Here is a 24,951-nt window from a genome sequence, read left to right as displayed (position 1 = left end):
GACAAACAGATTATTGTCATACTTACCTGGCACAGTTGGACATCACTGGTCAAAGCTCGCCATAATGTGAGGGCTGTCCGCGTCAATCAACCGGAGTGTGAGTAGTAATGGGTCAGGATAAGCTTTATATCGAAAAAGAACTGAGCTGGTTATCCTTTAACGAGCGCGTTCTCCAGGAAGCAGCGGATAAAAGCAACCCGTTGATAGAACGCATGCGTTTTTTGGGGATCTACTCCAATAACCTTGATGAGTTCTATAAAGTGCGTTTTGCCGAACTCAAACGCCGCATTATCATCAGTGAAGAACAAGGCCTCACCGCCCATTCCCGCCATCTTCTGGGAAAAATTCAGGCCCGCGTGCTGAAAGCCGACCAGGAATTTGACAGTCTTTATAACGAGCTGTTGCTCGAAATGGCGCGCAATCAAATTTTCCTGATTAACGAGCGTCAGTTATCGGTCAATCAGCAAAGCTGGTTACGCCACTACTTCAAACATTACCTGCGCCAGCACATCACGCCGATTCTGATTAATCGCGAAACGGATTTAGTCCAGTTCTTGAAAGATGATTACACCTATCTGGCAGTAGAAATTATTCGCGGCGAAGAAATTAGCTACGCCCTGCTGGAAATCCCGTCGGATAAAGTGCCGCGTTTCGTCAATTTGCCGCCGGAAACCCCGCGCCGCCGCAAACCGATGATCCTGCTCGACAACATTCTGCGCTACTGCCTGGACGATATCTTCCAGGGCTTCTTCGATTACGACGCCCTGAATGCCTACTCGATGAAAATGACCCGTGATGCCGAGTACGACCTGGTGCACGAGATGGAATCGAGCCTGATGGAGTTGATGTCCTCGAGCCTGAAACAGCGCCTGACGGCTGAGCCGGTACGCTTTGTGTATCAGCGCGATATGCCTGATGCGATGGTCGAGATGCTGCGTAAGAAATTCGCCATCACCCGTTATGACTCCATCGTGCCGGGCGGTCGCTACCATAACTTTAAAGATTTCATTAGCTTCCCGAACGTCGGTAAAGCCAACCTGGTTAACAAACCGCTGCCGCGCCTGCGCCATATCTGGTTCGATAAATTCCGCAACGGTTTCGACGCCATTCGTCAGCGCGATGTGCTGCTTTATTACCCGTATCACACCTTTGAGCACGTGCTGGAACTGCTGCGTCAGGCCTCGTTTGACCCGAGCGTGCTGGCCATCAAAATCAATATTTACCGCGTGGCAAAAGATTCGCGCATTATTGATTCGATGATCCACGCAGCGCACAACGGTAAAAAAGTGACGGTCGTCGTTGAGCTGCAAGCGCGCTTTGACGAAGAAGCCAACATCCATTGGGCGAAGCGCCTGACGGAAGCCGGTGTACACGTTATCTTCTCTGCGCCAGGCCTGAAAATTCACGCCAAACTGTTCCTTATCTCTCGTAAGGAAGGTGACGATGTGGTGCGCTATGCGCATATCGGCACCGGTAACTTCAACGAAAAAACCGCCCGAATTTATACCGACTATTCACTGCTGACCGCCGATGCGCGGATCACCAACGAAGTCCGCCGGGTATTTAACTTCATTGAGAACCCGTACCGTCCGGTGAATTTCGATTATCTGATGGTCTCGCCGCAAAACTCACGTCGCCTGTTGTATGACATGATCGACAACGAAATTGCCCACGCTCAGAACGGTCGCCCATCGGGGATCACCCTGAAGCTGAACAACCTGGTCGACAAAGGCCTGGTCGATCGTCTGTATGCGGCATCAAGTTCCGGCGTGCCGGTGAATCTGCTGGTGCGCGGCATGTGTTCGCTTATTCCTCAACTCGAAGGCATTAGCGAAAATATTAACGTCATCAGTATCGTTGACCGTTATCTTGAGCACGACAGGCTGTATATTTTTGAAGATGGCGGCACGAAAAAAGTGTGGCTCTCTTCCGCTGACTGGATGACACGCAATATCGATTACCGAATTGAAGTCGCTACGCCGATCCTCGATCCACGCCTGAAACAACAGGTGCTGGATATCGTCGATCTGCAATTTAGCGATACTGTGAAAGCCCGTTTTATCGACAAAGAACTGAGTAATCGTTACGTGCCCCGCGGCAACCGCCGCAAAGTCCGGTCACAGCTGGCGATCTACGACTACATTAAATCACTTGAGCAGCCCGATTAATTTATGCCCATAAAAACCAAAACGTCACGACCGCAGGAGATTGCTGCGGTTGACCTGGGATCGAACAGTTTTCATATGGTTATCGCGCGCGTCGTTGACGGTGCGCTGCAAATCATTGGCCGCCTGAAACAGCGCGTCCATCTGGCCGATGGCCTGAATGAAGACAATATGCTCAGTGAAGAAGCGATGGAGCGCGGCCTGACCTGTCTGTCACTGTTTGCGGAACGCCTGCAAGGGTTTCCTCCGTCCAGCGTCTGCATTGTCGGCACGCATACGCTTCGCCAGGCGCTGAACGCGCCGGAGTTTTTGAAGCGTGCGGAAAAAGTGATCCCTTACCCGATTGAAATCATTTCCGGAAATGAAGAAGCGCGTCTGATTTTTATGGGCGTGGAGCATACGCAGCCGGAAAAAGGCCGCAAGCTGGTTATCGACATCGGCGGCGGTTCGACGGAGCTGGTCATCGGCGAAGACTTTACACCGCAGCTGGTTGAAAGCCGTCGTATGGGCTGCGTGAGCTTTGCCCAAATGTTCTTCCCTGGTGGTCTTATCAGCAAAGAGAACTTCCAGCGTGCGCGCCTTGCGGCGGTGCAGAAACTGGAAACGCTCTCCTGGCAATACCGTATTCAGGGCTGGAACGTGGCCATGGGCGCGTCCGGCACCATTAAAGCAGTGCATGAAGTGCTGGTCGAAATGGGCGAGAAAGATGGCATCATCACGCCGGAACGCCTGGAGATGCTGGTTGAAGAAACGCTGAAGTTCAAAAACTTCAGCGCCCTCAGTCTGCCTGGGCTTTCAGAAGACCGTCAGGCAGTCTTTATGCCGGGCCTGGCGATTCTGTGCGGCGTGTTTGATTCACTCGCTATCAAAGAGCTGCGCCTGTCTGACGGCGCGCTGCGCGAAGGCGTGCTGTATGAGATGGAAGGCCGCTTCCGCCATGACGATATCCGCAGCCGAACCGCGGAAAGTCTGGCCAGTCAGTATCATATCGACCGCGAACAGGCGCGTCGCGTGCTGGAAACCACCCATCAGATGTATGAGCAGTGGGTGCAACAGAACGCGAAACAGGCGCACCCACAGCTGGCTGCCCTGCTGAAATGGGCCGCGATGCTGCATGAGGTGGGACTGAATATCAATCACAGCGGGATGCATCGCCATTCGGCGTACATTTTGCAAAACAGTGATTTACCAGGCTTCAACCAGGAGCAGCAGATGCTGATGGCAACCCTGGTGCGTTACCACCGCAAAGGGGTGAAGCTGGACGATTTACCGCGCTTTACGCTGTTTAAGAAGAAGCAATTCCTGCCGATGATCCAGCTGCTACGCCTCGGCGTATTGCTGAATAACCAGCGTCAGGCCACGACTACGCCACCGACGTTAACACTGACCACCGAAGCGAATCACTGGACACTGTGCTTCCCTCACAACTGGTTTAGTCAAAACGCGCTGGTACTGCTCGATCTGGAAAAAGAGCAGCAGTACTGGCAAGGCGTGACCGGCTGGATGCTGAAAATTACCGAAGAAGAATCACCAGATATCGCCGCCTGATGTAACAGGCTCGATATTCCCGGCAGCCAGACCTTCTAAAGGTTCTGGCTTGCCGAGATAAAAGCCCTGCAGATAATCAATTCCCAGGCTCAGCGCCGCCTCACGGATTTCATCCGTTTCAACGTACTCAGCCACCACCTGCATGTTCTTCATTCGTGCCAGCTGGCAAATTGACGAAACAATTTGGTAATCCAGAGTGCTCGACAGCAGATTCTGGATAAAGCTGCCGTCGATTTTCAGGATATCGGCACTGACGTTTTTCAGTCGCGCGTAGCTGGCATAGCCCGTGCCGAAATCATCAATGGCAATGCGGCATCCCAGAGCTTGAAGCTGCGCCATGTTGAGCATGGCCTGGTCCGGGTGACTCAGCGAGTGATTTTCAGTAATTTCAAAAATGAGCTGCCAGCCCTGAATGTTATAGCGCTTTAGCAGGTCGGATACCGTCTTCGGAAACTGTGATCCGCAGGCCGATGAGGGCGAGATATTCACCGACAATCGCAGACCAGGCAGCGTTTCACGACGGCTATCCATAAATTTCAGCGTATTTTCCAGCACCCACAGGTCGATCCGCGATGAAAGCCCAAACTCGTGGGCCACCGGCAGAAACACTTCCGGGGAAATCAGCTGGGCGTTATCGCCATTCAGACGCAGCAATACTTCGTGATAGCTGTCGCCGCGCATGCCGACAATCGGCTGCGCCATCAGGCTGAAATTACCGTGCTCCAGCGCCAGCTGTAGCCGGTTCATCATGGTGATTTTATCTTTCAGGCCCTGCTGTAAATGTGAGGCGTTGCGATGCTGAAGGTTTTCAGGTGAACCGGTCACCAGCGAGGTGTTAGCGATCGTACTCAGCTCACCTAACAGCATCGGCAGCTGCATCACCGGAGAACGCACATGGCAGTAACTCACCCCTACGTTCGGCTGCAGCGGCATACCATCCCAAATAAAACGGAATTTTTTAATCCGCACATCAATGGCGGCAATCCGCTCTTCATAAGCTTCCGTATTCAGTCGAATAACCAGGTCGTGGCCGGAAAGCTGGTAAGTACACTCGCCATCTTGCAGTTCCGGCTCAAGCCATTTCCCCAGCGCTTGCTTGTACTGGATACGCACCATCATTCCGTAATGACGCCCCAGCACTTCGAGTTCAGGAATGCGTAAGAAGCACAGCACTGACCACGGTGTGCTCGAGAGCTTGCGGCTCAGCGCCCACAAATTCGGCATCTGAACCACGGGGTCGATAAACGCCATCCGTTTCACGCGGGCGTGGATGTAGCGCTGTTGGGTCGACAGCATCGCCATGTACACCACGATAAACGAGAACACAAGATAGCTGGATGAGGTAATCGCCAGCTGGTTGCTGTAGCTCGGATAAGACGGCATGTAACGGTAGTAGAAGTGAATACTAACTATCAGCACCACCGTCCAGACGATAGACATCAGCCGATAGCCGAAACGCATCGAGCCCCACAGCATCACCGGCAGCAGCAGTGAGAGGGTATAATTGGTGGTGAAAATAGAGGCTGCATTTGCGGCAGGAATAAAAAGCAGGCCCATGATAATCAATAAGATAAGTGACCAGGCGATCATCTCGCCCGTACTCACTTTGGCGTCAATTTGTTGACGCATCTGGGAGATGAACGCGCGCAAATACATCGGATTTCGGATGATCCGAATAACCAGATAACTGAGCGGAACCCCGGTTAAACAGCCCACTAACACCGACTGATAGTTAATCAGGCTGTGCAGCGTCAGTGGCCCGGTTCCGGCCAGCGAAATACGCGCGGGAAGGATGTTAAAAAAGACGCAGGCCAGCAGCAACAGTTGAAAAAGAGTCGCAGGGAAAAACATCTGCCAGAACAGACGTTGCGGCATCAAACGTGTGCTGCCATAGGAAATGAAATGCCGCCTCGGTACGAATACCCGATACCCGCCCCAACTGAGGATAATAGGGATTAAAAAATGGAAGATGATGCCAATAGTTTCAGGGACAGTCATGCCTTGCGCCACCACTAGCCAAATCCCTGACACTATGCCGGGCAACGCTTTCCAGCCAAAAAAGAGCATCAGGGACAGCAGCAATGCCAACGGCAAATAATAGAGCGAGACGATACCGCCATCTATGTGGGTAAAGGTATTGGCAGTGCGGGCAACAGGTAAAAGCAGCAATGGCAGGATGAGCGGTAATCCCCACCATTTATCACGATTGTTTTTATAGAACTCAGTAAGATGCATAGTGACTCAAAAGAGACCCAATTCCTGATGGGCAGTTTCAGACAGGCATCCAACCTGATTATCGACGTCCGCAAACTGGCACTTTGTCAGAGCGGAATGGGGCAAGAGATTATAAGTAGCACCAGACTGAGCGATTTGACTTAAATCAACAAATAACAGCGCGGTTATGATTAATGCGTAATTCCGTTCATGCGATTGCTGGTTTTGTTCTCCCGCTCTTTTTTGCGCAATTTTTATGCAATCGTTAATTGACCCTGCTGCGTTGCTGTGCCTTAATAGGCCCCATCGCCCATCATGGGTATTATTAAAGGACCCCTCAGTGAGCCAGGCAACCCCTATGCGAAAACGACACCAGTTTAACAGTCGCATGACCCGGATCATTTTACTTATCAGCTTCCTCTTCTTCTTTGGCCGCTTCGTCTATTCCTCAATCGGCGCCTGGCAGCATCATCAGGACAAGAAAGCCGCGCAGCAGTCCAGTCAGGTCACTGAACCTCAGGTGCGCACCGAGCAAAATTAGTTCCTCTCAGGCCAGGACAATTCCCGGCAAAAGTCCCTGCATTTGCATCCTACGGTAAAACCAAGCACGATGCTGGTGAACCCGTAACGAACAGCCAATACAGGGAACGTATGAAAAACATCCTGAATACCTTTCTGCCGCTGTACACCACCACCCTGCTGATGCTACTCGGTTCCGGGCTGTTGACGACCTATATTTCATTGCGCCTTGCGCACGAAGAAGTCAGCGGTACGGTTATTGGTGCAATAACCGCAGCGAACTATCTCGGTCTGGTGATTGGCGGCAAAGTGGGCCACAACCTGATTGCCCGCGTCGGGCATATTCGCGCGTACGTCTCCTGTGCGGGGATCATCACCGCCTCGGTCGTCGGCCACGGACTCAGCGACTTTATCCCCCTGTGGATTTTCCTGCGCATGGTTATCGGCCTGTGCATGATGTGCCAGTACATGGTGCTGGAAAGCTGGCTTAATGACCGGGCGGAATCCTCGCAGCGCGGCGCCATCTTTGGGCTGTATATGGTCGCGACCTATCTCGGCCTGTGTGGTGGGCAGATTATCCTGATGGCGGCAGCCGGAACCGGGCCGTCGATGCTGCTTATTGTCGCTCTCTGCTTCGCCCTGTGCCTGGTGCCGATCGCGCTCACCACCCGCACCACTGCGCAACCAATGTCGCCCGCGCCGATGGAGCCCGGCTACTTCTTTAAAGCTATCCCCAAACTGCTGGCGGCAACGCTGGTGATGGGCATGGCCGCCGGGGCGTTTTACGGTCTGGCACCGGTGTATGCCATCTCGCAAGGCTTAACCACCCGGCAAACTGGCCTGTTCATGGGCGTGACCATTTTCGCCGGGATGGTGTCGCAGTTCCCGCTGAGCTGGCTCTCCGACCGCTATGACCGTCAGCATCTTCTGTTTTATACCGCGGTGCTGTTTGCACTGGCCTCTCTGCCGCTGTCCGTTCTGCCTCACCTTGGCTTTTACTGGCTGTTGGGTATGGCTTTTATTTCCAGCATGGCGATGTTCTCGCTTTACCCGCTCGGCGTGGCGATTGCCAACGATCGCGTGGAGCCAGAACGCCGCGTATCGCTGACGGCCTGTCTGCTGATGGCTTTCGGCATCGGGGCCTGTATCGGGCCGCTGATAACCGGTGCAATCATGCAACCTTTCGGTGGTAACGTGCTTTATTTCTGCTTCACGCTGTGCGGCGCGACTATCGGGGCCATCAGCTGGATCAGAAAACGTCAGCCGGAGATCATTGTCGATGCGCCATTGCCACACGTGGTGATGCCCGACAGCCTGATGTCTTCGCCGCTGGCGGTGGCGCTGAACCCGTCAATGGATGAAGACGTCATTCAGGAGGCGATGGTCGATACACCGGCAGAAGAGGCCACGCCTGAGGATACTGACACGGTGGAAGAAACAAATACCAGACCATAACGCAATCAGGGCGACCTGCGTCGCCCTGAAATTCATGATTTTTTTGCCCGATGGCGCTGACGCTTATCCGCCCGCCGGGCACACTCAGCGAGCCGGTTTTTCATCCGCCGCATAAGTGCTGTTAATCCACGCGTGATCATCCTCCCACGTAAACATCCATTTCCGTACCGGGCCGGCCATGACATTCAGATAGTAACTGTCGTACCCGGCCATGGTCGCCACCGGGTGGTAGCCTTTCGGCACCATCACCACATCACGATTGTAGACAGCCATGCACTCATCGAGCGACCGGTCATCGGTGTAGACCCGCTGCATGCAAAAGCCTTGCTCCGGGTTCAGACGATGGTAATAGGTCTCCTCAAGATAGGTCTCCTGCGGCGGATTATCGGTATCGTGCTTGTGGCTCGGATACGAACTGGTGCACCCTTCGTTGGTCCACACCTCTACCACCAGCAGACTATCTGCAGGTTGGTCTTCCGGCAGAATATTGTGCACATAGCGCTGATTATGCCCCTTGCCTCTCGCCTCACCGTTGATATCCTGCGGCGCAATCAGACGCGTTGGCCAGTTTCCCTTACCCGGCGCGCTACAGACAGCCAGTTCCAGCGTCGTCACGGCCTGAATCTGTACCGTTTCCCCCGGCGTGACGTAGACCGCCCACGGTTTTATGCGCTCAAAAGGGCTCATGCGTTCGCCAATATCTGAAAACTGCTCAGTCGGGGTGGTCACCGAGGCCCGCCCGGCCACCAGCACCAGACAACGCTCTTCAACGACCGCCGGAAGAGTCAGTGTCTGCCCCTCTTCAAGCTCGTAGGCGTCAAAACCGACATGACCCCAGCCCGCACGCTCCGGGGTCACTGATTGGGTGCGCCCCTGCGCATCAGGCTGTTGCCAGCGTGACAGTAAACGTGACATAGCGCCTCCTCAGATAAGCCCGGCATCTCGTGCCAGACGGCTCAGATTGTCATACCCCAGGCGGGCATAAGTCAGCGGATGAGCGATAGTCGGGTCCTGTTCCGCTTCAACCACCAGCCAGCCCTGATAATCGTGTTTTTTCAGCAATTGCATTATCGGCGCATAATCGACACAACCGTCGCCTGGCACCGTAAAGACACCGCTCAGTACCGCATCCAGGAAGCTGGTTTTACGGTTTTTCACATCAGCCAGCACCCCGGCACGCACATCTTTACAGTGCACATGATTGATACGCTGGATCCAGCGTTGCGCCACCGCCAGCGGGTTTTCGCCTGCAAAGGTTAAATGCCCGGTATCGAGTAACAAGCCCACTTCATCGCCAGTATGTTTCATCAGATTGTCCACATCCTCGGCGGACTCAATAATCGTCCCCATGTGGTGATGATAGGCAATCTGCACGCCCTGTTGCTGGGTGTAGCGGGCAAACTCCGTGAGTTTCTCGCCATACTCTGCCCAGCGCGCCTGCGGGAAGCGCGGACGCAGATGAACCGGCGTCTGCTGCTCGCCGTGTATGCAACCGCTCACTTCGGCAAAAACCATCACGTTGGCCCCGAGTTCACGCAGCAAGGTCAGGTGCGCTTGTGCCGCCACAATTTCCTCTTCTACGCTACGTTCCAGCAGGCGCCCCGAGTACCAGCCAGATACCAGTTGCAGGTCGTGACGCTGAAGTATCGGCCCCAGTACGTGGGCCTCGCGCGGAAATTTATTACCCAGTTCAAAACCGGCGAAACCGGCCTCTTTGCCTTCGCTCAGGCAGGTTTCCAGCGGCGTTTCCGCCCCGAGTGAAGGTAAGTCATCGTTGGTCCATGTCAGCGGATTAATGCCTAATTGCACAGCCATAATAGTCTCCAGAGTTATGCCTGCTCGCGCTCACGCCACCAGGCGATCAGCTGCAGATAGTTGTCCCGAATGCGCGTCACCAGTTGCGTATCGTCGATATCATGTTTGAGCCACGCGCGCGACGCCTCGCCAAACAGCGTGCGCCCCACCGCAAAGCCTTTCACCAGCTCATGACCGGCAGCGGCTTTAAAGTCTGCGCGCAGCTGTTCGGCTGGAGCATCGAGGCCGAGGATAACGACACCACGGCAATGTGGATCACGGTGTTCAATAATCGAGCTCAGCGCCGTCCAGCCATCAGATGACAGCGGCGGCAGCTTCCACCAGTCGGGATAAATTCCGAGGTTGTAGAAGCGGGAAATGGCCCGCAGATAAAGTTCATCGCTGCGCGGCATATCGGCAGGTAAAATCACCTCCAGCAGCAGCTCATGCCCCGACTGACAGCAGGCGTGATACACCTCGGCAATTTTCTGCTCCTGCTCCAGTCGTAAATCATGCGCATCTTCCGGATGGAAAAAGACCAGGCACTTGACGATATGCTCCTGCGGCCAACTGATAAGCTGAGTACCTATATTGCCGTGCTCCATCGCCAGAGGGCGTGAGCCTGGCAGTTCTATCGGCCGGCCAATCCACCACCCTTCGCCGGTAATGGCACACAACGCATCCTGACCAAAGGTGCCATCACACAGCAGACCCGCTTTCCCCTCAAGCCCGGCCTGCTGCGCCGCATCTCGACTGGCTTGCAGAATAAGCGTTTTCAGGGTCGGAATGCGCTTAAGGCTCGCCCCGCACTGGAGCGCCATCTCTTCAAGCTGGCTACGGTGATCAAAAGCCATCACACACAGTTCCGGCCATTCACGCCGACGGGTGGTAACACGGTGCAAATGATTAAGCCGTGGGTCGAGATCCGGACGCGGCACCAGATGTTCACGAGCAAGGTAATCATCAAGCTCGACTTTACTCGGCATGGCGGGCGCGCAACCATGGCGCGAGACCACCAATGCGCCACAGGCGTTGGCGTAACGACAGGCCTGCTCCCACCCCTCATCATTGAGATACCCGCGCAACAGGCCCGACATAAACGCATCGCCCGCCCCCAGGACATTGAGCACCTCAACCCGCACACCAGATACCGTCAGCCCGTCGTCCAGCGTTGCCGGTATGTTTTCTGGATAGACTGAACAGCCCAGCGCGCCTCGCTTGCACACCAGCGTCGCCGCACTGACTTCACGCACCTGCGCCAGCGCCTGCAAGGTATCGGTGGTGCCGCCTGCGATATGAAATTCTTCTTCGGTGCCCACGATGACATCAAACAGATGCAATACTGCTTGTAACTGGCGGGTCACCTGCTCTGCGGCAATAAAACGCGTTTCGCCGTCGCCCAGTGACGTGAGCCCCCACAACACCGGCCGGTAGTCGATATCCAGCACCGTGCGGACGCCGTGACGGCGTGCGTAGTTCAGCGCCGTCAGCACCGCCTCTCGTGTGTGAGGATGAGAAAGGTGGGTTCCGGTGATCGCCAGACAACGGGATGACGCAATATAATGTTCATCCACATCGCTGGCGGTAATCGCCATATCCGCACAGTTATCACGATAAAAAATCAGCGGAAAGGTATCCCGGTCTTTAATGCCGAGCAGCACCAGCGCTGTCAGGCGATCTTTATCGGTTATCAGATGGCGGGTATCACAGCCCACGTGGTTAAGCTCTTCGCGCACAAAGCGCCCCATATGCTCATCGCCAACCCGCGCCAGCATTGACGAACGTAATCCCTGGCGCGCGGTGCCGTAAGCCACGTTCCCTGACGAGCCGCCGAGATATTTGGCAAAACTCGACACATCCTCCAGCCGCGCACCAATCTGCTGGCTGTAGAGATCAACCGCCACGCGGCCCATGCATATCACATCAAACTGCTTTTCCACGTTGATACCTCGTCAGACAAAATCGTTCACATTCAACCAGCGGCCTTGCTGATGCGAGAGCGCAATCGCGTCCAGCACGCGCGAAACTTTCCAGCCCTCTGTAAAATCTGGCCACATCGGAGTATCCGCCGCGACGCCGTTGACCAGGTCGCGAATTTCTACCGTTTTTTGATCGTTAAAACCGATGCCGTGCCCTGCGCCCATACAGAATGCGGCATAGTCCGGGTGTGCAGGCCCCACCAGCAACGTGCGGAATCCCTGGCGGTTGACCGGGTCGTCATGCAGATAGAGTTTCAGTTCCGCCATCCGCTCCTGGGTAAAACTGATGGCGCCTTTGGTGCCGGTAATGACGTATGACAGCCCCATCTTGCGTCCGCAGGCCACGCGGGAGGTTTCGATAACACCCTGCGCGCCGTTAGCAAATCGCACCATCGCATGCGCCTGGTCTTCATTTTCGACGGTTATCATCTGCGTCGAGCCAACGCTTGCCGGACGCTGTGGCACCACAATTTTCAGGTCGCCGCAGACTTCATCAATTTCACCGACCAGGTAGTGGGCCATATTGACGATATGCGCCGCCAAATCTCCCAGCGCCCCTAATCCGGCGGTCTCTTTGAAGCAGTGCCAGTGAATCGGTGACTGAGGATCGGCCATATAATCTTCATTGTGGGTGCCGTAGAAATGGATAACGTCGCCGATTTCACCACGCGCAATAATCTCTTTCGCCAGCGCCGCCGTTGGGTTCTTCATGTAATTGAAGCCCACCAGCGTTTTCACCCCGGCCTGCTGCGCGGCTTCGACCATTTCGCGGGCGTCATGGGCGTTCAGCGCCAGCGGCTTTTCCGAATAGACGTGCTTACCGTGATGAATGGCGGCTAGCGCCATCTCTTTGTGCAAATGATTGGGTGAACAGATATCCACGACATCAATATTCGGATCCGCCACCAGCTCACGCCAGTCGCCGGTCGAACGACGAAAACCAAAGGCCTGCGCCCGTTCTGCTGCCAGCTCTGGCGTGACTTCCGCCACCATTTCTCGCACCAGTTCGCCTTGCAGGCTGAACACCGTCGGCGCCTGGGCGTAGGCAATGGCGTGTGCCTTGCCGATGTACCCGGTGCCGATTAGTCCGATTCGCACTTGTTTCATTGTTTATCCCTCACAGCGCGCCACGACGGCTCTTCGCATAGGTATCAAACGCCACCGCCAGCACGATAATCAACCCGGTAATAATCTGTTGGTAGTACGCGGAGACGTTCATCAGCACCAGTCCGTTTATCAAAACCCCCATAATTATCGAGCCGATAACCGTGCCGCCAATACGACCGTAGCCGCCCATCAGCGAGGTGCCACCGATAACCACCGAGGCGATCACGCGCAGCTCAAATGAAATCCCGGCAACGGCCTCCGCACTGCCCAGACGGGCGCTCAATACAAAGCCTGCCAGCCCGGCAAGACAGCCAATCAGCACATACACACTGACCAGCACCCGCTTCACATTCACCCCGGCCAGGCGTGCGGCTTCCGGGTTACCGCCAATGGCATAGACAAAGCGGCCCCATCGCGTTTTGTGCAGCGCCAGATATCCCAGCAGCGCCACCAGGGCAAAAATCCAGATAGGTATTGAGATACCGAGCATTTCGCCGCGTCCCCACCAGCGGTATCCTGGGTCAAAACCGGCAATCGGCGCACCATCATTAATTACCAGCGTCAGGCCGCGCCAGATGGTCATCCCGCCAAGCGTGACGATAAACGGCGGCAGACGCAGCCGGGTCACACCCAGGCCATGCAGGAAGCCGATTGCGGTCCCCATCGCCAGGCAGATGCCCAGCCCCACCAGCCAGCTCATGCCGCCCCAGGCGTTTGGATCCACCGTGGTGAAGTTATCGCCTTTAATGACATACGCTGCGGTCATGGCACAGACCGCGAGGATAGAGCCGACAGAGAGATCAATGCCGGCGGTCAGAATGACAAACGTCATCCCCACGGCCATGATCCCGTAGATCGAAACCTCGGTAAGAATGTTGAAAACATTGCGTTCTGACAGGAAGTTACTGTTCTGCGTCTGGAAAAAAATCAGCAGCAGGATCATGAAAATCAGCACCCCGAAGCGCTCAAAAAAAGCGATTGGGTCGATACGTCCGCTACGTTTAGCAGGCGCGGGGGTTTTGGTGATTATCTGCGTCATGTGAAACTCCGTTATGCCGCGTTCAGTGCGTTGTGGTTGATGGCCATCATCATCATGAGCCGCTCTTCGCTGGCCTCATCGCCGTGGATTTCACCGGTTACCCGGCCTTCGCTTAAGGTGATTATCCGGTCAGACACCGCCATCACTTCGGGCAAATCGGACGAGATAACAATCACCGCCACGCCCTGTTTCGCCATATCAAACAGCACCTGATGGACTTCCGATTTAGTGCCCACATCAATGCCGCGCGTCGGTTCATCGACGATCAACACCCGTGGATTAAGCGCCATACAGCGCGCGAGGATCACTTTTTGCTGATTGCCGCCGGAGAGCTTGCGCACCTCCTGCTCGCTGTTGACCATCTTGATTTGCAGCGCCTGACGGTAGGACTCGATCAGGTCGTCCTCTTTGCGGGTATTGATGAAGAAGCGCCAGCGCAGCAGCGACGAGAGGCTGGAGAGCGACAGGTTGTCGCGAATAGAAAGCCCAAGCACTGCCCCCTCTTTTTTGCGATCTTCCGGCACCAGCGCCACGCCCTGATCCAGCGCGTACATGGGATCACGCGGATGATATGCCGCGCCGTCGAGCACAAACTCACCGGAAGTAAAACCATCCGCACCGAACAGACAGCGCGCCACTTCCGTTCGTCCGGCCCCCACCAGGCCTGCTATTCCCAGCACTTCACCAACATGCACCTGGAAGCTGATGTCATGCAGGGCGATACCGTGTGGATCCAGCGGTGGTTTTTCGCGACACAACCCCTTCACCGCAAGGCGAACCGGTTTATCCTGATGATGGGTTTCGCTGGCCGGACGACGATTAAAGGCCACGTCGCGTCCCACCATCAGACGAATCAGCTGCTCCACATTGGTTTCCGCAACCGCGCCAGTGCCGGTAAAACGGCCATCCTGAAACACGGTAAAACGGTCGCAGAGCTGGAAAACTTCATGCAGGCGATGGGTGACATAAATAATGCTTACCCCACGGCTTTTCAGTTCCCGCACCACGCGGTGCAGGCTTTCGACTTCGCTGTCGCTCAGCGCGGCGGAAGGTTCATCCATAATGATGAGTTTTGCGTTCAGGGTCAGCGCCCGGGCAATTTCCACCATTTGCTGCTGCGCCACACTCAGGCGGGCGACCGGCGTCGTCGGGGCCACGTTGAGGTGCAGATAGTCCAGAATGACCTGCGCCTCCTGATTGACGGCTTTCGCATTGACGATCAAATTACGCTTCCGCGGCTCACGCCCGAGAAACATATTTTCCGCGACAGTCATATTCGGGAGCAGATTGAATTCCTGATAAATCGTGATGATGCCGTTGTTCTGTCGCTCGACCGGTGAATCCTCCAGCGGCAGCGTTTCGCCATTGAACCAGATATCGCCGCGCGTCTGCGGCTGTGCGCCTGCCAGCGCCTTGAGCAGCGTCGATTTCCCCGCGCCGTTCTCACCGAGCAGTGCATGAATTTCGCCTTTCCCGACGGTCAACTGAACGTTGCTTAACGCCCAGATGCCGGAAAAGCTCTTTGCCAGATCGGTAACTTTCAGTAAGGGTTGCACCATCGCTCAGCGCCTCCTGTCATGCGAGCCGCCACAACGGTGGCGGCTGCGGATAAATCAGTTACCGGCTTCGCCGATACGCTCGGCCTGTTGCAGGTTCTCTTTGGTGATAAGCGTCGGCGGGTAATCCGCACCGGTGATCGCTTTTTTCTCACGTACGTTGGCGACCAGCTGACTCATCGCCGTCTGTACCGCAAATCCCGGACGCTGATCCGCCGTCGCCGCCATCCAGCCGTCGCGCACCCGCGCCAGCGCTTCCGGTACCGCGTCGAATCCTGTCACCAGAATTTCACCCGGCTTCACACCCTGCCCCTGCAACGCTTCAATCGCACCGAGCGCCATATCGTCGTTAGCGGAAAGGATCACTTGCGGACGTTTTTTCAGCGATGGCAGTACGCTTTCGACAATGCGCATCCCTTCCGAACGCATCCAGTTGCCAGTCTGATCGGCCACAATGTGGTATTTCTCGCCACCCGCTTTCAGGCTGTCGCGGATCCCTTTGGTGCGTTCGATATTGGAAGACGAACCCGGCTGGCCGGTCAGCAGGATAATGTCCGCGCCGTCAGGAAACTTGTTTTTGACAAAGTCGCCAATGGTCTGGCCGCCTTTGTAGTTGTTCGCCCCAAAGTGCGGCACTTTCTTCTGGCTATCAACAGAGCGGTCAAGAGTGACAATTGGCAGCTTCGCATCCTGAATTTCTTCTACCGCACTCGACACCGCGGTGACATCATTCGGGGAGACGATAAAACCTTGCGCGCCGCGAGTAATGGCGTTTTCCAGGTCGGCAACCTGTTTCGGCGAACTGCCCTGCCCGTCGAGGACCTGCAGGTTAACGCCCATCTCTTTGGCGGCTTTCACCGCCGTACGTTGCATGTGAACTTCAAACGGCATCGCCAGGTTTGGCGTACTGAAGACAATTTGTTCGTTCTCGGCCATGGCCGCCCCAGCAGTCATGGCGATGAGGGCGGCTAAGATCAGCTTTTTCATTGTTATGTCTCTCTGTGTAGGGTGTGTAGTTATGGAATATCAGAGGAGAACTTCACGCCGGGTTTGTAAAGATTCCAGCGCTTTATCAGCCAGATACAGCGCGCGTTCACCGTCATCACCGCTGCACTCCGGCACCGCCTCTCCGCGTAAAATGGCAACAAAGTGTTCCCATTCGGCGGCATAGGCAGATTTATAACGCTGCAGGAAGAAATGCTCAGGCAGCGCGCTGGTGCAGCCATTTTGGCCAAAATGCTGCACCTGGTTTTCGAGGATATTGCCCGCGGTCAACAGGCCTTCGGAGCCGTGCAGTTCCAGACGCTGGTCATAGCCATATGATGAACGGCGGCTGTTAACGATGGTCGCCAGCGCGCCGGAGGCGTACTTCAGTACGATGAAGGCGGTGTCGATGTCCCCGGCTTCACCAATGGCTGGATCGACCAGGTTGCTCCCCTGCGCATACACCGAAACCGGCTCTTCGCCCATGATGAAGCGGGCCATATCAAAATCATGAATGGTCATATCGCGGAACATCCCGCCCGAGACGCGCACATATTCCGCAGGCGGCGGTGACGGGTCACGGGAGATAATCAGTAATGATTCCGGCTTACCAATGCGCCCACTCAGGGTTTCGGTTTTGACGCGGCGGAACTGCGGATCAAAGCGGCGGTTGAAACCGATAAACAGTGGCACGTTGTACTCTTTGACCACTTTCAGACAGTCGCGCACACGGGCCAGATCAAGATGGACAGGTTTTTCACAGAAAATGGCTTTGCCGTGACGGGCAGCCAGTTCGATTAAATCGGCATGGGTATCGGTGGCTGAGGCAATCAGCACCGCATGAACATTGGGATCGGTCATCGCCTCATCAAGACTTTGCTGGCGCGCCTGATACTGCGTGGCCAGGCGGGAGGCAAAGGCCTCATTCGGATCAACAACGGACCAGAGCGTTGTTTCCTTGTGGGTTGCGATGTTAGCGGCATGTACCTGGCCAATTCGGCCAGCGCCCAGTAAAGCAATGTTAAACATAACGGCTCCTGGTATGGATGAATGCGATGAACTAACGACACCATAAATAAAACATTTATTTCATTTTTATAAATAGTGAAAATTCTATTTTTGCGCGCCAGTTAACATTATGGCAATAGTTGCGATACATTTTGTTATCAGTGTCACAGCGTGCACTCTGACTTTCGCGAGGGAAAGATGAAATGAAAATTTCGTTACGGTGAAATAAGAAGAGATAAACGCGCCGCCGACACCGTGCCGGAGACGCGCTGAAAGGTTAATACTGACGGGCGTTTTGCAGTTGCAGCCGGGTCTGTTCCGCTGCTTGTTGCACGCTGTCTGACGCAGAAACCTGGGCATCCCCCGTGCGCCACCAGGCTGCGTAATCGTGGGTCATGGTTTTGGGCAACACTTTAATGTCCAGCAACGTCGGCCCAGGATGGGCACGCGCCGCCTCCAGGGCCGCCAACAGACTCTGTTCGTCATTCACCCGCCACGCCCGACAACCATAACTTTCGGCATTTTGAGCAAAATCGACCTGTACCAACGGGCCATCAAGGCGTCCACTCTGCGGATTGCGGGCGCGGTTTTCAGTGCCAAAACTGCCCATCCCGTGCCCCATTTGCAGGTTGTTAATACAACCGAACCCGGCGTTATCAAACAGCAGCACGGCCATTTTTATCCCTTCCTGAACGGCCGTTTGCAGCTCAGAATGCAGCATCATGTACGAGCCGTCGCCAACCATCGCATACACAGGCTGCTGTGGTTTCGCGAGCTTCGCCCCAATCGCCGCCGCGATTTCATAGCCCATGCAGGAGTAGCCATACTCCAGGTGATAGCTGTCGGGGGTCTTCACCTGCCATAGCCGCTGTAAATCGCCGGGGAGCGAACCTGCGGCCCCAACCACAATCGCATCATCCTCAATGTGCTGATTAATCAGCCCCAGCACGCGTGTTTGCGTCAGCCGCGTTTTCAGCGCTTCGCTGTATTCCTGCAATTGAGTATCGAGGTGGCCAGCAACTTCTGGTGCGTCATCGGGCTGCCACTGGCGAGACCACAACCGACGGCACTCCTCGTGCCAGGCCAATTTCGCCTGCGCCACCTCGCTTCCCCAGTCGCTGCGATACTCCACAAGCCCTTCCGTCAGTGCTGACAGACCGGCGTGGGCATCGGCCACCAGTGCCGTGGCATCCAGCTTCAGGGCATCGAACTCCGCCACATTCAACAGCAGGAACTCGACGTCCGGGTGGGCAAACAGTGCTTTTGAACCGGTGGTAAAATCGGTCAAACGCGTGCCGACACCAATCACCAGATCCGCCTGTGGCGCAAGCCGGTTCGCGGCCAGTCCACCGGTGACGCCAATACCGCCCAGATTGAGTGGGTGGTCACTTACCAGCGCCCCTTTTCCGGCCTGCGTTTCGGCAAATGGCAACTGCAAGGTTTCGACAAACTGACGAAACGCGTCGTGCGCCCCGGCGTAACGCACGCCACCGCCACAAACCACCAGCGGACGACGTTTACGGGCAATCAGCGCTCGCGCCTGTTCCAGCCGATGCGGATCTGGTGGGCGTCGTTCAATATGATGAACACGCCGGGCAAAGAAACTCTGTGGGTAATCCCAGGCTTCGCCCTGAACATCCTGCGGCAAACAAATCGTCACTGCGCCCGTATCTGCCGGATCGGTCAGGGTTCGCATCGCATTCAGCATGGCGCTCATCAGCTGTTCCGGACGGTTGATACGGTCCCAGTAACGCGAGACCGGACGAAAACAGTCGTTGGTGCTGATACTCAGGCCGTGATATTGCTCTATCTGCTGTAATACCGGATCCGGCTGACGGCTGGCGTAGATATCCCCCGGCAGCAGCAGCAGCGGAATACGGTTAGCCGTGGCTGTCGCCGCCGCGGTCACCATGTTGGCAGCCCCAGGGCCAACCGACGAGGTCACCGCATAAATGCGCCGACGGAGGTGCTGTTTGGCAAAACCTGTCGCCATGTGCGCGATGCCCTGTTCGTTGCAGCCTTGATGCACCCGCAAGTGCCCGGGGTCCTGCTCCAGCGCCTGACCGATACCGAGCACATTACCGTGACCGAAGATAGTCGCCACGCCTTCGATGAACGGCGTTTCCTGCCCGTCAACGTCGACATACTGTTGGTTGAGAAATTTGACCAGCGCCTGGGCCATGGTCATACGTTCAGTTTTCATCAATCCCTCCGTCAGCCCAGGGTTGGCATGGAGAACGCGGCACCGTTATCCTGCTGCATTTCCGGCCAGCGAGCAGTCACGGTTTTCATGCGGGTATAAAAACGCACGCCGTCATTACCATGTACGTTCAGCGGACCAAAGATAGACCGTTTCCAGCCGCCGAAGCTATGGAACGCCATTGGCACGGGAATCGGTACGTTAACGCCGACCATCCCGGCCTGTACCTCTTCGCAGAAGCGTCGCGCGCAACCGCCGTCACGGGTAAAAATAGCGGTCCCGTTACCGTATTCATGGTGGTTAATCAGCGCCACCGCGCTGGCGTAATCCTTCACCCGCACCACGCTAAGTACCGGGCCAAAAATTTCTTCTTTGTAGATGGTCATCTCAGGCGTGACATTATCGAATAATGTCGGCCCGACAAAAAAGCCCTGCTCATGATGCTTCACGCTGAAACCCCGGCCATCCACGCGCAGCGTGGCGCCCTGAGCTTCGCCGCTGTCGATATAGCCCAGCACTTTGCTGCGGTGCGCCGCGGAGATCAGTGGCCCCATCTCATTTTCCGGCGTTTGCTCAAGCCCCGGCCCCACGCGTAATACCGCTATCTGTTTTTCCAGTTGCGCACACAACGCTTCCGCTGTGTCATCACCCACCGCCACGACCACCGACAGCGCCATGCAACGCTCACCCGCCGCACCATACGCCGCGCCCATGATGGCATTCGTCGCCATCGCCATATCGGCGTCCGGCATCAGGATGCAGTGATTTTTCGCCCCGCCCAGAGCCTGACAACGTTTGCCGTGCGCTGACGCGGTCTGATAAATGTATTCCGCAATCGGCGTCGAGCCAACAAAACTGACCGCCTGAACGCGCGGGTCGGTCAGCAGCACATCGACCGCTTCTTTATCACCCTGCACCACGTTGAAGACGCCGTCCGGCAGACCCGCTTCTTTCAGCAGTTTTGCCAGCGCGAGCGGCAGAGAAGGATCTTTTTCCGACGGTTTGAGCACAAACGTATTGCCCGTCGCCAGCGAGATTGGGAACATCCACATCGGCACCATCGCAGGGAAGTTGAACGGGGTAATGCCGACGCACACGCCCAGCGGCTGCATCAGCGAATGGCTATCGACGCCAGTGCCCACATTTGCCGAGTGCTCACCTTTTTGCAGATGCGGAATGCCGCAGGCAAATTCCACCACTTCCAGACCGCGTGTCAGCTCCCCCACCGCATCAGAGTACACTTTGCCGTGCTCTTCGCTGATAATCCGCGCAAGCGAGTCCATGTTTTGCTCAAGCAGCGCTTTAAAGCGGAACAATACGCGGGCGCGTTTCAGCGGGGCCTGCCGTGACCATCCGTTAAAAGCCAGCTGCGCGGCGGCGATGGCACGCTCTGTTTCCTGCGCCGTGCTCATCACCACCTGACGAATTTGCTCGCCCGTGGCGGGGTTGAAGATCGCCTGAACGCGCTGGCCTGAACCTGTGACACACTCGCCGTGAATAAAATTCGCTACCGTCTCCATCCTGAACCTCTCGCTGTTAAATCGTGACTATTACCCGAACACTGTATATGAAACAAACATTCCATTTTAAGTTGAAATAAAATAAATATTGATTATTGTGATCAGGAATGGATTTTTATGTTAACAGTCGACATTGGCAGTGCGGATGTGTCGTTATGATTTAAAAATAACGATTTTGCGTTTAGAATCAGAAAACTAAGTATAGGGGATAACATGACGACAGCATCCAGCCTGAGCGAGCTGCAGCAGCAAATTCGCGAGCGTTACGATAGTCTGAGTAAACGACTGCAGCAGGTGTCCCGCTATGTGCTGGATAATACTAACAGCGTGGCGTTCGACACTGTCGCCGTCATTGCTGAACAGGCCGATGTACCGCCGTCCACGCTCATCCGCTTTGCCAACGCGTTCGACTTCACCGGTTTCAACGAAATGAAACAACTATTTCGTATGAACCTGGTGGAAGAGACCGCCAGCTACAGTGACCGTGCAAGGTTGTTCCGGGAGATGGAAAGCGAATCGGTACCGGAAGCCCCGATAGAGATCCTGCGAGAATTTGCCCGTTCAAATGCCCAGGCCTTGCAGCAGCTGGCGTCGCGTACCGATCCCGACATGCTACAACGTGCGGTACACTTACTGGCGGAAGCCGACACCATTTATATCGCGGGCCTGCGTCGCTCCTTCAGCGTCGCCACCTACCTGACCTATGCGCTCAGCCACCTCGACTGTCGGCCAATCCTGCTGGACGGGATGGGCGGCATGTTGCGTGAGCAAATCAGCCGCATTAAAGGCCGTGATATCGTTATCTCAATTAGCTTCTCCCCGTACGCCGAAGAAACGGTCATGGTCAGCGAAACCGCGGCCAAAGCTGGGGCAAAACAAATTGTCATCACCGACAGCCAGCTCAGCCCACTGGCGACCTTCAGCGATTTATGCTTTGTAGTGAAAGAAGCACAGGTCGATGCCTTCCGTTCTCAGTCCGCCACGCTGTGTCTGTTGCAGTCTCTCGTTGTCGCACTGGCCTACCAACAGGGAAATGGTCACACATAATTAGCGAAGATAGCGATGCTGTAAGTAAGCTACTGAGTCTCACCATTAAGAATGGATGATGTCATCATCGTCTATCGCGACGAATACTTTTATAGATCGGTAAAATCTGGCGCGGCACTAGCGGCACTAAAGGGAACGGTCAGAAAATCACAGTCGGGGGAATGGGCCGGTTAAGCGGGATGCTTACAAGGAGGCTAATCCAGCCACCTGATTTTGCAGATGCCGGGCGACAATACTGCGAGAGGTTGAGGCAAATAAGTCTTTATCCGGCGTTTAGGGGAGAGTCTGACGGTCTGCTTTGCTTGAATACTTCAGTCGTCACCACGGGAAAGCTCATCTAATGTTTGACCAAAAACCCGATGGTAATTAACGCTTTTGATAACCTGAGCACCGAGAGACTCATAAAACTTCTGTGCCAATGGATCTGCTGCCACCGATAACCAATCGAGTTAAAAGCACCCCCGCTCTTGAGCACGGCTTGCTATAAAACCCATCAGCTTTCTGCCAATTCCTGCCCTTCTGAAAGGTGCAGAAACAAAAAGTGTAGCGGCAATCGCTGCACTTGAAGTACCAAGGGCCTGATAGCCCGCCTGCTGCGCCGCAATAGCACTTCCAGCATCCCAGACATTCGCGATGAGTAACGGTTTGTTTTGATTATGAAGCTCAATGAAATTCATGATTATCTCCTTTTAGAATGAAGATAAATCTAGAACATCCGACGAAACTCTCACAACCGAAAAACGGACGACCATTTTTTGCATGCTTTCTAAGCCAACTGCTACAGGGTTGACCTGACCCGTTGAACTCACAGCACTGAACAGACGATAGAACCCATTATTTCACAAACCCGACCTGCCCTCAGTTGAGTAAACCGTAAATGCGCCTCAAATTTTAGCGGCTAAAATACCCGACACAAAAACAAAAAAGCCCGCAGTTACGCGGGCTGAGAAGCGAGAGCTGACCGGGGATTTATTCCCACTCGATTATCACCATAACCATATTTCTAATACATATCAATCAGTTGAGTAAAAACAACACATTGATACCATGAACAATGCCATGAAGTGCAAATCTTGGCGATATTATCTCCTTTAATGCCTTAGCCGACGTCGGATACCGGCTTCAGTATCCTGTTGTTCAGCTTCCTGCTCATACGTTTTGACCATCGACATCATCAACGATGACGACACAAAGGGATGTGTGAATTGTAAGGCGTCGGCCCAAGCGCGATACTTGTCTGCAAGCTCTCGCTCTTGACCACCACCTTCCCCACGCCAATGGGTGCCGCGCGCATTGTACAACCCCGTATGTGCCCCCCTGCTGATATCCTCAGACCGCAAGTCCTCCATCACATCGCGAACGGCCTCGTTTGGCCACACGCCATCCTCGCCAGCCGGTGCATTAGAAAATAGCTTTCCAAGGCACACATCCGCAATCTCCGCGCGGTCGAGTTCAGCACAAGACCTCCTTATCGTTGCAACCCATTCTGCGAGCTTCTCATGCTGTTCCTCTTTAGTTACCTTGTCTTGACCAGGGATACGCTCAATGGCATCAAGGAGGCGATACCCCCGCTGTGCCAAATGCTCGCGACCTTCGGTAACGCGAAACTCGGGGGGGTCTTCGCCACGGTCCTTGCGCTTATAGGCCCACACTGCAGCCTGCACGAACAGTTCAGGATGTTCCTCAATGTAGCGCTCAAGGTTTGGAATCTGCTGCTGGTCTTCCCCTCGGAAAGAGCGAGCCAGAACCTCTAAATATGCGAACTCCAGCCCAGCCTTTTCCTCTAGAGTGAGGTCCGAGTTGCGATTGAGAAGCTGGAAGGCACGCTGCACATCGTAGTCGTGCAGCTGGTACTCTCCAGCGTTATCCTTACTATTTTTCGCCATGGCAGATAGCATCTGCACAAGGAGAGGCGGGTGTATTTCTTCAAGCTTGAAATGGATCGATGCAAAGGCTGCCCTAGGACGTTCGACTTTAAGAAGGCGGCGAACGCTCTCGTTGTTTTCCTCTGGCGAGTCAAACACATATTGCGGAACCACTTCACCCCAGTACCGATTGCGAGCTTCAGCCGAAAGTTGATCGACAAGCTCCCAGGTAGATGCCCGGTAAGGAGAAAGGAGCAAGAGACGGAGCGCTTCCTCTTCGGCAACTTTGCCCCGCAGGCTCGCATATATCGCCTTTCCTCTACCCTCGTCCAACGTCCAGAGCACCCCGGCGACGATGCCGTCACGAATCGAATCTTTTTCTGGCGGACGTAGGCATTGCAAGAGCAAATCTTCAATCTGCTCGTCGGTAAGTATGCCTGACACTAGGTGAGCGCCGATTTGGCGTTGGGAACTTCCTTTTTCAGAGAGCGCGAGAATGCCTGTAATACCTCGTTCTTGCACAATATCTGTCAGGGCTTGAACGCGGAGCTTATCTATACGTTGCTCACGAGCTCGGAAGTCCATCTCGTCACCTGCGAGTTCGTCCCCTGACTCTTCAACCCATCCCTGACGAAACAGCCACTCATACTTGTTCACAGTGTCCTTGGGCTGCAACTCGGCATAGACCGCCTTGGCTTTTTCCGTCAGGCTCGCTTGCCCTTCCTCATTGACCTTTTTACGCCCCCGACGAGAGAGGACAGTCACACGAATTTTCTCGCGTATCTTCGCAACCTCCTCGTCAAGAGCACCCGCGTTGCGCCACTCGTCGATTATCTCCCATACGCGCACTTGGTCCTCTGACGCAATTGCATTTAGCCTTGACACAAGGTCACATAACATCTCGACCGTGTAGGACGGCCTGCTTAGCGCGACTTTCACCATCTCTCTGAC

General features: G+C 55.0%; 18 protein-coding genes. 5 read left to right on the top strand and 13 right to left on the bottom strand.

Annotated features, from left to right (window positions below; all coding sequences use genetic code 11):
- Nucleotides 1–107 precede the first annotated feature (107 nt).
- Together ppk1 and ppx are read left to right on the top strand one after the other, a co-directional pair.
- On the top strand, nucleotides 108–2,168 hold the full coding sequence (ppk1, locus tag MUU51_RS15115; protein WP_258968057.1) for a polyphosphate kinase 1: 2,061 nt from the start codon (nucleotides 108–110) through the stop codon (nucleotides 2,166–2,168).
- Between the two features lie 3 nt (nucleotides 2,169–2,171).
- On the top strand, nucleotides 2,172–3,713 hold the full coding sequence (gene ppx / locus MUU51_RS15110) for an exopolyphosphatase (protein WP_258968056.1): 1,542 nt from the start codon (nucleotides 2,172–2,174) through the stop codon (nucleotides 3,711–3,713).
- Here the strand turns inward: ppx and MUU51_RS15105 are convergent.
- On the bottom strand, nucleotides 3,693–5,948 hold the full coding sequence (locus MUU51_RS15105) for a bifunctional diguanylate cyclase/phosphodiesterase (RefSeq protein ID WP_258968055.1): 2,256 nt from the start codon (nucleotides 5,946–5,948) through the stop codon (nucleotides 3,693–3,695). The genes ppx and MUU51_RS15105 overlap by 21 nt on opposite strands.
- 319 nt (nucleotides 5,949–6,267) lie before the next feature.
- On the opposite strand from MUU51_RS15105, the gene MUU51_RS15100 reads away from it, so the two are divergent.
- Together MUU51_RS15100 and MUU51_RS15095 are read left to right on the top strand one after the other, a co-directional pair.
- Nucleotides 6,268–6,468 carry a YfgG family protein gene (locus tag MUU51_RS15100; RefSeq protein WP_159760677.1) on the top strand — a complete coding sequence of 67 codons (201 nt, stop codon included), beginning with the start codon at nucleotides 6,268–6,270 and terminating at the stop codon, nucleotides 6,466–6,468.
- Between the two features lie 110 nt (nucleotides 6,469–6,578).
- Nucleotides 6,579–7,901, top strand: coding sequence for an MFS transporter (locus MUU51_RS15095; RefSeq protein ID WP_258968054.1), 1,323 nt, complete (start codon nucleotides 6,579–6,581; stop codon nucleotides 7,899–7,901).
- An 84-nt stretch (nucleotides 7,902–7,985) separates the two neighbouring features.
- Here the strand turns inward: MUU51_RS15095 and iolB are convergent, their stop codons facing one another.
- The 10 genes from iolB to MUU51_RS15045 form a co-directional block, all read right to left on the bottom strand.
- Nucleotides 7,986–8,816 (bottom strand): 5-deoxy-glucuronate isomerase, encoded by an 831-nt coding sequence (gene iolB / locus MUU51_RS15090; protein WP_258968053.1) that lies wholly within the window; start codon nucleotides 8,814–8,816, stop codon nucleotides 7,986–7,988.
- 9 nt (nucleotides 8,817–8,825) lie between these two features.
- Entirely contained in the window at nucleotides 8,826–9,716 is an 891-nt protein-coding gene (iolE, locus tag MUU51_RS15085; RefSeq protein ID WP_159769859.1) for a myo-inosose-2 dehydratase, read from the bottom strand.
- A 14-nt stretch (nucleotides 9,717–9,730) separates the two neighbouring features.
- Nucleotides 9,731–11,635, bottom strand: a complete 1,905-nt coding sequence (locus tag MUU51_RS15080) for a bifunctional 5-dehydro-2-deoxygluconokinase/5-dehydro-2-deoxyphosphogluconate aldolase (RefSeq protein WP_159769856.1) — start codon at nucleotides 11,633–11,635, stop codon at nucleotides 9,731–9,733.
- Nucleotides 11,636–11,647: 12 nt separating this feature from the next.
- On the bottom strand, nucleotides 11,648–12,781 hold the full coding sequence (locus tag MUU51_RS15075; RefSeq protein ID WP_258968052.1) for a Gfo/Idh/MocA family protein: 1,134 nt from the start codon (nucleotides 12,779–12,781) through the stop codon (nucleotides 11,648–11,650).
- 10 nt (nucleotides 12,782–12,791) lie between these two features.
- Nucleotides 12,792–13,820 (bottom strand): ABC transporter permease, encoded by a 1,029-nt coding sequence (locus MUU51_RS15070; RefSeq protein ID WP_159769850.1) that lies wholly within the window; start codon nucleotides 13,818–13,820, stop codon nucleotides 12,792–12,794.
- Nucleotides 13,821–13,831: 11 nt separating this feature from the next.
- Nucleotides 13,832–15,379: a sugar ABC transporter ATP-binding protein gene (locus MUU51_RS15065; RefSeq protein ID WP_258968051.1), complete on the bottom strand. Its 1,548-nt coding sequence runs from the start codon at nucleotides 15,377–15,379 to the stop codon at nucleotides 13,832–13,834.
- Nucleotides 15,380–15,433: 54 nt separating this feature from the next.
- The gene (locus MUU51_RS15060; RefSeq protein WP_159769844.1) at nucleotides 15,434–16,363 is read right to left on the bottom strand and encodes a substrate-binding domain-containing protein; all 930 of its coding nucleotides are present in this window, start codon (nucleotides 16,361–16,363) and stop codon (nucleotides 15,434–15,436) included.
- 39 nt (nucleotides 16,364–16,402) lie between these two features.
- Complete coding sequence (gene iolG / locus MUU51_RS15055) at nucleotides 16,403–17,389, bottom strand: inositol 2-dehydrogenase (protein WP_258968050.1); 987 nt, start codon at nucleotides 17,387–17,389, stop codon at nucleotides 16,403–16,405.
- 256 nt (nucleotides 17,390–17,645) lie between these two features.
- Complete coding sequence (gene iolD / locus MUU51_RS15050) at nucleotides 17,646–19,571, bottom strand: 3D-(3,5/4)-trihydroxycyclohexane-1,2-dione acylhydrolase (decyclizing) (protein ID WP_258968049.1); 1,926 nt, start codon at nucleotides 19,569–19,571, stop codon at nucleotides 17,646–17,648.
- An 11-nt stretch (nucleotides 19,572–19,582) separates the two neighbouring features.
- Nucleotides 19,583–21,088, bottom strand: a complete 1,506-nt coding sequence (locus tag MUU51_RS15045; RefSeq protein WP_159769835.1) for a CoA-acylating methylmalonate-semialdehyde dehydrogenase — start codon at nucleotides 21,086–21,088, stop codon at nucleotides 19,583–19,585.
- A 213-nt stretch (nucleotides 21,089–21,301) separates the two neighbouring features.
- On the opposite strand from MUU51_RS15045, the gene MUU51_RS15040 reads away from it, so the two are divergent.
- The gene (locus MUU51_RS15040) at nucleotides 21,302–22,135 is read left to right on the top strand and encodes a MurR/RpiR family transcriptional regulator (RefSeq protein ID WP_159769832.1); all 834 of its coding nucleotides are present in this window, start codon (nucleotides 21,302–21,304) and stop codon (nucleotides 22,133–22,135) included.
- A gap of 449 nt (nucleotides 22,136–22,584) precedes the next feature.
- Here the strand turns inward: MUU51_RS15040 and MUU51_RS22215 are convergent, their stop codons facing one another.
- Both MUU51_RS22215 and MUU51_RS15030 read right to left on the bottom strand, forming a co-directional pair.
- On the bottom strand, nucleotides 22,585–22,812 hold the full coding sequence (locus MUU51_RS22215; protein WP_374684792.1) for a GNAT family N-acetyltransferase: 228 nt from the start codon (nucleotides 22,810–22,812) through the stop codon (nucleotides 22,585–22,587).
- Nucleotides 22,813–23,226: 414 nt separating this feature from the next.
- Nucleotides 23,227–24,849 (bottom strand): hypothetical protein, encoded by a 1,623-nt coding sequence (locus MUU51_RS15030; protein ID WP_258968048.1) that lies wholly within the window; start codon nucleotides 24,847–24,849, stop codon nucleotides 23,227–23,229.
- Nucleotides 24,850–24,951 lie beyond the last annotated feature (102 nt).

This window comes from Scandinavium manionii, from assembly GCF_024764775.1.
In the GTDB taxonomy this organism is placed as follows: domain Bacteria; phylum Pseudomonadota; class Gammaproteobacteria; order Enterobacterales; family Enterobacteriaceae; genus Scandinavium; species Scandinavium manionii.
The sequence above is the reverse complement of the archived record's forward strand: the minus strand, read 5'-3'. Positions and strand labels throughout refer to the sequence as shown.

What these genes read in the sequence shown, in the direction of transcription:
- ppk1 (WP_258968057.1), top strand. Translation starts at nt 108, where the DNA reads ATGGGTCAGGATAAGCTTTATATCGAAAAAGAACTGAGCTGGTTATCC.
- ppx (WP_258968056.1), top strand. Translation starts at nt 2,172, where the DNA reads ATGCCCATAAAAACCAAAACGTCACGACCGCAGGAGATTGCTGCGGTT.
- MUU51_RS15105 (WP_258968055.1), bottom strand. Translation starts at nt 5,948, where the DNA reads ATGCATCTTACTGAGTTCTATAAAAACAATCGTGATAAATGGTGGGGA.
- MUU51_RS15095 (WP_258968054.1), top strand. Translation starts at nt 6,579, where the DNA reads ATGAAAAACATCCTGAATACCTTTCTGCCGCTGTACACCACCACCCTG.
- iolB (WP_258968053.1), bottom strand. Translation starts at nt 8,816, where the DNA reads ATGTCACGTTTACTGTCACGCTGGCAACAGCCTGATGCGCAGGGGCGC.
- iolE (WP_159769859.1), bottom strand. Translation starts at nt 9,716, where the DNA reads ATGGCTGTGCAATTAGGCATTAATCCGCTGACATGGACCAACGATGAC.
- MUU51_RS15075 (WP_258968052.1), bottom strand. Translation starts at nt 12,781, where the DNA reads ATGAAACAAGTGCGAATCGGACTAATCGGCACCGGGTACATCGGCAAG.
- MUU51_RS15070 (WP_159769850.1), bottom strand. Translation starts at nt 13,820, where the DNA reads ATGACGCAGATAATCACCAAAACCCCCGCGCCTGCTAAACGTAGCGGA.
- MUU51_RS15065 (WP_258968051.1), bottom strand. Translation starts at nt 15,379, where the DNA reads ATGGTGCAACCCTTACTGAAAGTTACCGATCTGGCAAAGAGCTTTTCC.
- MUU51_RS15060 (WP_159769844.1), bottom strand. Translation starts at nt 16,363, where the DNA reads ATGAAAAAGCTGATCTTAGCCGCCCTCATCGCCATGACTGCTGGGGCG.
- iolG (WP_258968050.1), bottom strand. Translation starts at nt 17,389, where the DNA reads ATGTTTAACATTGCTTTACTGGGCGCTGGCCGAATTGGCCAGGTACAT.
- iolD (WP_258968049.1), bottom strand. Translation starts at nt 19,571, where the DNA reads ATGAAAACTGAACGTATGACCATGGCCCAGGCGCTGGTCAAATTTCTC.
- MUU51_RS15045 (WP_159769835.1), bottom strand. Translation starts at nt 21,088, where the DNA reads ATGGAGACGGTAGCGAATTTTATTCACGGCGAGTGTGTCACAGGTTCA.
- MUU51_RS15040 (WP_159769832.1), top strand. Translation starts at nt 21,302, where the DNA reads ATGACGACAGCATCCAGCCTGAGCGAGCTGCAGCAGCAAATTCGCGAG.
- MUU51_RS22215 (WP_374684792.1), bottom strand. Translation starts at nt 22,812, where the DNA reads ATGAATTTCATTGAGCTTCATAATCAAAACAAACCGTTACTCATCGCG.